Origin of the sequence: Okeania sp. SIO2F4 (genome assembly GCF_010672385.1) — a bacterium.
Lineage (GTDB): Bacteria > Cyanobacteriota > Cyanobacteriia > Cyanobacteriales > Microcoleaceae > Trichodesmium.
Genome location: NZ_JAAHGT010000132.1, coordinates 6283 through 15456, shown reverse-complemented (window position 1 = coordinate 15456; position 9174 = coordinate 6283). Strand labels below are relative to the sequence as shown.

General features: G+C 30.8%; 5 protein-coding genes and 1 pseudogene. 5 read left to right on the top strand and 1 reads right to left on the bottom strand.

Features of this window, described 5'->3' with window-relative positions; all coding sequences use genetic code 11:
* Window positions 1-274 (bottom strand): annotated as a pseudogene (locus F6K22_RS11080) (hypothetical protein); the annotation flags it as partial.
* A gap of 109 nt (window positions 275-383) precedes the next feature.
* Between F6K22_RS11080 and F6K22_RS11075 the strand changes: the two are divergent.
* From F6K22_RS11075 to F6K22_RS11055, 5 genes are all read left to right on the top strand, one after another.
* Complete coding sequence (locus F6K22_RS11075; RefSeq protein ID WP_293097087.1) at window positions 384-533, top strand: hypothetical protein; 150 nt, start codon at window positions 384-386, stop codon at window positions 531-533.
* A 605-nt stretch (window positions 534-1138) separates the two neighbouring features.
* Window positions 1139-2506, top strand: a complete 1368-nt coding sequence (locus tag F6K22_RS11070; protein ID WP_293097084.1) for an NCS2 family permease — start codon at window positions 1139-1141, stop codon at window positions 2504-2506.
* A gap of 1776 nt (window positions 2507-4282) precedes the next feature.
* The gene (locus F6K22_RS11065; protein WP_293097082.1) at window positions 4283-5827 is read left to right on the top strand and encodes an AAA-like domain-containing protein; all 1545 of its coding nucleotides are present in this window, start codon (window positions 4283-4285) and stop codon (window positions 5825-5827) included.
* Window positions 5828-7760: 1933 nt separating this feature from the next.
* On the top strand, window positions 7761-8012 hold the full coding sequence (locus F6K22_RS11060; RefSeq protein WP_293097079.1) for a hypothetical protein: 252 nt from the start codon (window positions 7761-7763) through the stop codon (window positions 8010-8012).
* 175 nt (window positions 8013-8187) lie between these two features.
* Window positions 8188-8589 (top strand): FeoA family protein, encoded by a 402-nt coding sequence (locus F6K22_RS11055; protein ID WP_293097077.1) that lies wholly within the window; start codon window positions 8188-8190, stop codon window positions 8587-8589.
* The last annotated feature ends 585 nt before the right edge of the window (window positions 8590-9174 follow it).

The following is a 9174-nucleotide window of genomic DNA, read 5'->3' as shown; positions in this document are numbered from 1 at the left end:
TCCACTCACTAAATGTATAAGTTGAATATTGTTCATTTTTATTAGTTGATAATTGATTTTTTTGAGCTTGAAAATTACCCCAAAACCACAAGACAAAACCAGAGATTAGAAAACGATCTAATACTGTACTAGCAGGTCCTAATTCTCTTTCGCTTAATCGAATGAAAATTGCTGCTAAGGATACAGCTAATAATCCTACTAATAATGCTATTAAAGAGAAAAATGTAGATTTTTGTTCTGAATTTTGAGGTAGTAATTGTATTTGACTTGTCATGTTAAATTTACCTTTGAATTGTGTACCAGTTAGAAACCCTACTTACTTAGGTATTTACCCAATTTTATTGGGTAATTAAAGTTGATTTAGTTATTTCATATTTTTAGCTATGACAATTAAACAAGATTTACGAATCTGTAATCTCAACTATGAGTTTGAGATTCCTTTACTGTTGTTAGCAATGATAGAAAAATCTTGTTTTGTACAATACCAATTCCCAAAAAAAATACAATACCCTGCTCAAGACTTCAGTGATTAAGTAATAAATAAGGTTCAGCAATGTTTTTAACAATTAGTTTGCAAAGATCACAATTACTACTTATTCGCTCGAACCTTACTGCCTAATCTTAAGATGATTTAGCAATACTTTTGAGATTTGGTATAAGTTCTATTTAAGCAAACTTTAACTCAAGATTTTCTTGATTTATTCATCAAAAAAATAACTTTTATCTTAGAAGGATGTAGTTGAAAAAAATTATTAATTTCTCCAAGGTTCAACGCTCGATAAATTGTTAGAATCTGCTAGTAGTTAATTACTACAACAATTCTAAATAAATTATGAATATATAAATAATTATACAGCATGGTTTTGACAACAGCAATTTTCTCTGGAAAAATCAAATGTGAAAAAAATGAGAGTAATACAAAGGTTTATGTATTTGTGCAAACACAAATCAAAAATTGCTAAATATTACTAAAGTGGATGTACCATGGTATTTTCAAAATATTGAAACACTTATATATCAGAGTATCCCTGGTTGATAAAAACAGTCTTTACGATCGCAGAAAAAATATTTTTTATTTGACAAAATAGACAAAAAAAGATATAATTTTCATCCAAATTATCAATTGTTAGGTAGCAATATGATCCCAGAGAATGGCAATTCAAAGACATTAGGAATTATTGCTAATTTTTTTCAATTTAATCAACTCCAAACTAATTTCTACACAGAGATAATCGCAGGAATAACTACCTTTGTCACAATGGCATATATTTTAGTAGTAAATCCTGACATATTATCCAAAGCAATTTTTTTAGAAAGCTCTGGCGATCTATTTGGAGAATTGGTAATTGCTACAGCAATATCGGCAGCATTTGCCACTTTAATTATGGGAATATATGCGAATTATCCTTATGCTCTAGCACCAGGTATGGGATTAAATGCTTATTTTACTTTTTCAGTAGTTTTAAAGTTAGGAATTTCTTGGCAAGTTGCTTTAGCTGCTGTATTTATAGAAGGCTTAATTTTTATTGGTTTAACTACTAACAAAATTCGCACTAAAATAGTTAATAATATTCCAGAATGTATTAAACAAGCGACCACAGCAGGAATAGGTTTATTTATTGCTTATATAGGTCTAACAAGTAGCAAAATAATTGTCACTAACGAAGCTACAACTACCACTTTAGGTAATCTCAATCAACCAGAAACATTAGTAGCGATCGCTGGAATAATAATTACTTCAGCTTTTGTGGCGCGGCGGATTACTGGAGCATTATTATGGGGAATATTAGCAACAGCATTACTAAGTTGGATATTAGGAATTGCACCTTTTCCTCAAGGAATTATTAGTTTACCGCAATTACCAATACACTTATTTGGTCAAGCATTTGTTGGTTTAGAAAATATAGTCAAAACTAATATTTGGGAGTTAATTACTATTATTTTTGTTTTGATATTTGTTGATTTATTTGACACAGTAGGTACTTTAACAGGATTAGGAATAAAAGCGGGATATTTTAATCAAACAAGAGAATCATTAAACTTAAATAAAGCATTTATGGCGGATGCGCTCGGCACAACATTTGGTGCAATAATGGGTACTTCTACAGTCACAAGTTATATTGAATCTGCTGCGGGTATTTCTGAAGGAGGACGTAGTGGATTTACTGCTGTTGTTGTGGGATTTTTATTCATTTTATCTATATTTTTTATTCCCTTATTATCAGCAATTCCTTCTGTGGCAACTGCACCGACTTTATTAATTGTTGGAGTATTAATGATGGGTAGTGTTCGTAATATTTCTTGGGACGATCCAGCAGAATCTATTTCAGCATTTTTAACAATTATAATTATGCCTTTAAGTTATTCTATAGCCGATGGATTAGCTATGGGTTTAATTACTTATCCTATTCTGAAAAGTTTTCAAGGTAAATTCCATGAAACTACTATTTTTATGTGGATATTAACAGTGATTTTTGTCTTAAAGTTTTTGTTTGTAGGAAAATAAAAAAATATAGATAAGTTATATAACAATCAGGAATTAGATGTGAGAATTTGACTATTCCTTAAAAATAAAAATCTAGAATATAGGGGTTATAATCTTGAGAAGATACTGTTTTTTGTTTCTTCTCTATTGCCAGAGTAACTATTCACTAAAAATCTACAATCTCTCACAATTGAAATTAGAAAAGCTATGGAGCTAAATTAGATGTGCAAATAATTTCGCATATAGCACTACGCAAATACGTTAGGAAATTAGTATAAGTTCAAAACCTTTTTTCATTAATGGATAATGGATAATTGATAATTACCTCTGCTTAAAACCTTTACGGAATTGAATATAAGGAAATTCAAGATCACTTTTTTTCCCCTTGAAAGGGTCGGCTTTGAACCAGAATTATTTAATTAATAATTATTAATTATTAATGATTCGGTAATAAACTTTAGCATTAGTACCTTCCGCGTAGCGGTATAATACCAAATATCAAAAGTATTGCTACATCTTCTTAAGAGTAGGAAGTAGAGAGTAGGGTTCGACCGAATAATTAGTTTAATACTATTTCTCAAAAAGAATGCTATATCTGCCAAATGTGGGGTAGTGTGGGACCCACTCCTAACCCCTCCCAGGAGGGGAAGTGTGGGAGGTAGGGACGTTGCATGCAACGTCCGTACAACATAAGAATAATAAACATTAAATGGGCTATTATTAGCATAAAAGTGATTTTCCATATGTTAATTACTTAATAACTGAAGTGCTACATAAGTATAGCAATTCTTTTGGGAATTGGTATAACACTTAATGCCTAGTATCCTTAAAAACATGACTTGACTTTACTTGTTACTTAATCACTGAAGTCTTGAGCAAATATAGCTTTATTTTGGGAAATTGGTATAACTACTTAACTTGTTGATATAGGATACTCTCCCTCAAAAGGTAACAGGGCGATCGCTCCTATAACTGAAAAAAATTTTTCTTAAAGATAAAATTTTGATGATTTTTTTATAGCTATTAACTAAATATTTTCTCAAAATATTTGTTGTCTTTAAATATAGGTTAGTTTGAGAAAGTGATGATTTATTTTAACTATAAAGAACACCAAAATCAATATATTAATTTGTTTTTAACTATAGCAATTAGAAATCAGACGTAATAATTTTACTATTCCTGAAAAGGTATAGAATATAGGGATTATCATCTTGAGAAGATACTGTTTTTTCTTTCTTATCTATTGTAAGAGTGCCTATTCCTTATTTCCTAACAATTTACAATCTCTCACAATTCAAATCAGATTGCTATATATATGATATTATCAAACTCATATAGCAATCAGGAATGATTTATGAGATATTTAAGAACAATTAAGAACAATCAAAATCGTTTTATATTCTGACTCCTAATTACCACTAAAATCTTACAACTGAAATATGATTGCTATATATATCATTTCTAAGTAAGCTTCAATTCATTAATTGATAATGGATAATTACCTCTGGTTAAAACCGTAAGGGAATTGAATATAAAGAAATATTATTTTTTTCTCTTGGTCGATTGGAGGCAAGCGAGGAGACCTCGCCATCCCATCCTACGGAATGCTCCGCTTTCCGACCGCTTTTTCCTCTATGGGGGGAGGCTTTTAACCAAGGTATTTAATTAATAATTATTAATTATTAATTATTCGGTAAAGTTGTCTTTTTTATTTCCTGTTCCCTGTTGCTGAAAAGCTAAAATTTTCTACCTCACGCTTTTTGGGAATTGCTAAATCGTTAATTAAAGAGTTTAGTTATGCCAAAATTATTTGTAATTACAGAACAAGAAAGCTCTAGTAACATTTTTTTTGCCAATCTGACTGAAAAATTTAACAGTAAGAACTATGAATATTTTATCGCAAATTATAGTCAGCCTGAAAATAAACGTATTAAAGAAAATTATCAAAAATTAAAGGAATCAGATTACTTAATTTTACTATTAACTGCCAAATCAATTCTTAATGAGATGGTAACTGAAACAGTCAGGATAGCAAAAAAAAATCAAGATTATCATCCAGAGCAAAAGCCATGGATAATACCTATTAAAACTAATATTCCCATTGATTCACCTTGGGATTATAATCTATATAGTTATTTATTTAAAATTAGACAATGGGAATGGGAAAATGCTGACGAACCTGAAAAATTAATTGTCAAAATTATTGACTATATAGAAAAACCAGTATTTCCATCAACACCAGAAATGATAATAGAATCAAAATTTATCAATGATTCTGCTAGGAATTTTACTTATAGAAAGCCTTTGCCATCTTCACCACCAAAATTACCAAAAAGTCAAGATAATTACGCTGCTAGTTTTTATATTGAGCGTCCTCCCATTGAAAAAAATTGTTATCAAGAAATTACTAAACCAGGTGCTTTAATTAGAATTAAAGCACCCAGACAGATGGGAAAAACATCTTTAATGGCAAGAATTTTAGATCGTGCTGCAAAATTAGGATATCAAACAGCAGTATTAAATTTACAATTAGTTGAGAGTCAAATTTTTAACAATTTAGATAAATTTTTGCGATGGTTTTGTGCTGCGGTAGCTTCAGAATTGAATTTAGCAGCTAACTTAGATAATTATTGGAACGAAATTTTTGGCAGTAAAGTATCCTGTAAATCTTATTTTGAGAGATATATTTTGAAAAGTATAGATACTCCCATAGTATTAGCATTAGATGAAGTAGATCATATATTTCAATATCCAGAAATTACTGTAGACTTTTTTAGTTTATTACGAGCTTGGCACGAAGATGCAAAAAATCGTGACCTTTGGCAAAATATGCGATTAATAGTTGTACATTCAACAGAAGCTTATGTGCCTATAGATATTAATCAATCGCCTTTTAATGTTGGTTTACCAATTGATTTGCCAGAGTTAAGTGCAGATCAAATTCAAGATTTAGCCAGCCATTATCAATTGCAATTAGATATGTCTGAAATCGAAAAATTAATGGCAATTGTTGGGGGAAATCCTTACTTAATAAAATTAGCTTTATATCAACTTTCTCAAAAGGATATTACCATAGATGAATTGTTAAAAACTGCAGCAACAGATATAGGGTGTTATGCAGCTCATTTACAACGACATTGGTGTTACTTGCAACAATATCCAGAATTAGCACAAGCCTTTAAAACAGTAATAAGTTGTCATCAAACAGTAAAATTAGAAGTAATGCAAGGATTAAAGTTAAATAGTATAGGATTAATAAATTTGCAAGGAAATGAAGCTACACCAAGTTGTGAATTATATAATTTATATTTTAAAGAGCGTCTGGAAAATTCAAATTTTTAGTAGTTAATATTCAGTAGTTACTAGAGGCTATCTTTAAGGAAGTCAGAAGTCAGAAGTTAGAAGTTGTTTTTGTAACGGGGATTGAGAATAACTCTCCAAAAACATTTCTTCTTAAAAGGCAGGGTTTTAGACCCAATTATTTTGATAAATAAAAAATCAAGCCTTTGTGTAAAGTGATTTTTACTCCCCGACATGAAAAAGTGGGAATAATTCTACAAAATAATTCTATATTTTCTCTTCTCTATTGATAACATTCCCATCTGTGAGTAGGTCGTAATAATTCTGGTTCGGTGGGAATATAAAAGAAGAAAAACAACTGTACTTCAGTAACTTGAGAAACGCTATATATCGTTCTAATAAAATTTCAAAGTAAAAAGTTAGATTGTACGAGCAGCAAAAATTTAATTGAAAATAATTTTAGGTGATGATTTCATAACCCTGCGTGTGACATTATTTAAGTGAATTGCTATTACAAATCCTAAAATTCAAGCGAATATTATAGCAATCAGGAATCAGATGTGAGAATTGAGGTGTCCCTTAAAAGTAGAGAATATAGCAATCCTAAATTGGTCGTAACAAGTTTTATAATAGTTAAAAAGAGCTGAAAACCCTGAAAATTATGACTCCTGACTCCTGACTCCTGACTCCTAACTACTCCCAAAATACTCTACAACCGATTAGAGGATTGCTATATATAGTCATTTCAGTTTAGATTGAGACAAGAATTTATTGCCGTGAAATAGTTTCAGCCGAAAAAGTGTTTTATTCTGATTTGAAATGACTATAGTAGTTATCTTAATTCATAAGATACATTTTTTCCTTCTTATCTGTTCCCTAAAAGTCTTCAATATCTCACAACTCATATCATATTGCTATAACAGTAATGGATGCTGAGGTAGAATTTTATCTACCGTTTTTATTTTCTTTATTGCCCTAAAACTCTTTCATTAATGGATAATGGATAATGGATAATTACCTCAAGGAAAACCGTAACGGAATTGAATATCAGGAAATATTATTTTTTTTCCCTTTAAAGGGGAGGCTAATCAAGCTGAATTATTTAATCAATAATTATTAATTATTAATTATTAATTATTCGGTAACTTATCAACTGGAAAACTGCTGTAATTTAACATTTAGAAGAGGTAGAGAATGCCAGATATGGGAACAGAAAATATCCCTGAACAAAACATACAAATAATTTTGTCTACCTGCTTAGGAACTTCCAAATAAAAAATATATAATTACCCTGAATTTAGGGAGTAGGGAAATTAGGCAGCGAAATTTTCCAGGTCTATTTCAAAAATTGGATAATTTATTTTTTGCTATTCCCTTATTGTTTATGCAAGACAAAAAAAAGTAAATATTAACATTAATTTTACTAAATTTCATCAAATCTTAATTAATTCTTTGGATCGGGGGGTCAAATACAATTTGATATAGCAATTCGTTTGAGATTTATAAAAAATCAAAAAAATAGATAAAAAGTCTGAAACTCGATTCCTGTTTCGTGTTGCTCAGTTCCCAGAGATTTTTTTGGTAGTGCGTCAAGGAAGTGTGGGAAGTGTGGGAAGTGTGGGAAGTGTGGGGAGACCTCCGAAAGTAGGAAGAATAATTGGAGGGTGTATCTTTTTGGGAAGTGTCTGCCTTTTATTGTCACTTTTTGGTCGCTTAAGCTGAAAAATTTGCACTTTTTTCGCTCTAAAAATGCTTTTACCTTTATATCAGTGCTTTTAGATTAGATTGACCATCCCTACTTACTTATCCCACACTTTCGCACAGGCACAACCATTTTTTTCACCACCTAAATAAGACTCCTAAATAGTTATCAATTTAGTTAAGAAAAGTAAATTAATATAGACCTTGACAAACTATTTTTAATTAATTACAATCCAAACAATTAAAAAAAATTCTCAATAATTAATAAATAATAATGGAGAAAAAATATGAAGATGACTCATGCCAAAATGTAGATAAAAAACAGAAAGCATGGGAATTTACATTTCTAGGAGACAGTAACTACATCTGGGAAAAAGAGAACAACTATGAAGTTGCTCAACCATCAGTAGTACAAACTAACTTCCCACTCACACAAGCAAAACGAGGCGATCGCTTATGTATCGTTGCTATAAATGCTGAAGGTGACATGACTCGTCACTTGGAAAAAATGGGTTTGGTTGTATGAATAGAGCTAGAGGTACTCAGTAAAAACCGTAGTGGTTCGACGATCATTGCAGTAGAAAATAAAAATATTGGCTGTTTGATCTAACCCTGCTAAAAATATTATCGTGTCTTCCATAACCACAATACGAGACAGTAGCTAACATAACATCATAACAATAACATCGGAGGTAATTGAAATGAATGTAGCTGATTTGAAAACAGGGCAAATGGGAATAGTCGATCAAGTCCTAAACATCGGTCGCGAACAAGGAATAGTTCAGAGACTAGCAGCAATGGGAGTAGTTTCTGATAGACCAGTACAAGTCTTACGAAAAGCTCAATTCAATGGACCGTTACACATTCGAGTCGGAGCAACCACAGAAATAGCGATCCGACCCCATGAAGCAGAAATGATTGTTCTTAAAACAGATGAGGATGATGAGATAAATTTCTATCAAGGATCTCAAATGATTCCCAAATCTGTAATAGAGTTAATGGAACAAGTTAAAAGTATATCAGTAATGATATTAATTTCTATTATTCTATTACTTATTAGTGAGCTTTTTTTAAAGGTAATGAAGCTGATAGCATTTAGCTGAGAGCTGAATGCTTACATTTTAAAGTAGATAAAAACGGAGCTATTATTTCTTACGAAGCGTTTAATCAAATAGCAAAAAATCATCTGAGCAGCACACCATTACCAAATTTAGTTAAACCGAATGCTACTAATCAAACAGAATAGGCTGAATTTGCTATCATACTTTATGAAGATGGTAATCTAGAGATAGAACCAAAGTAATTTTATAGTAAGCATTCAGCTATTAGCGGTCAGCTCTCAGCTTTTTAATGAACGATGTAACTCGATAGACTTTTAAGGTTAACTGATGGAGTTTTACCCATACTTTTAATTCTTTGAAATCTCGCTTATTGCTTTTTCCTCTTTTAAAGGTAATGAAGCTGATAGCATTTAGCTGAGAGCTGAATGCTTACATTTTAAAGTAGATAAAAACGGAGCTATTATTTCTTACGAAGCGTTTAATCAAATAGCAAAAAATCATCTGAGCAGCACACCATTACCAAATTTAGTTAAACCGAATGCTACTAATCAAACAGAATAGGCTGAATTTGCTATCATACTTTATGAAGATGGTAATCTAGAGATAGAACCAAAGTAATTTTATAGT

Coding starts and splice junctions, on each gene's coding strand:
- F6K22_RS11075 (WP_293097087.1), top strand. CDS start 384: ATGACAATTAAACAAGATTTACGAATCTGTAATCTCAACTATGAGTTT.
- F6K22_RS11060 (WP_293097079.1), top strand. CDS start 7,761: ATGGAGAAAAAATATGAAGATGACTCATGCCAAAATGTAGATAAAAAA.
- F6K22_RS11065 (WP_293097082.1), top strand. CDS start 4,283: ATGCCAAAATTATTTGTAATTACAGAACAAGAAAGCTCTAGTAACATT.
- F6K22_RS11055 (WP_293097077.1), top strand. CDS start 8,188: ATGAATGTAGCTGATTTGAAAACAGGGCAAATGGGAATAGTCGATCAA.
- F6K22_RS11070 (WP_293097084.1), top strand. CDS start 1,139: ATGATCCCAGAGAATGGCAATTCAAAGACATTAGGAATTATTGCTAAT.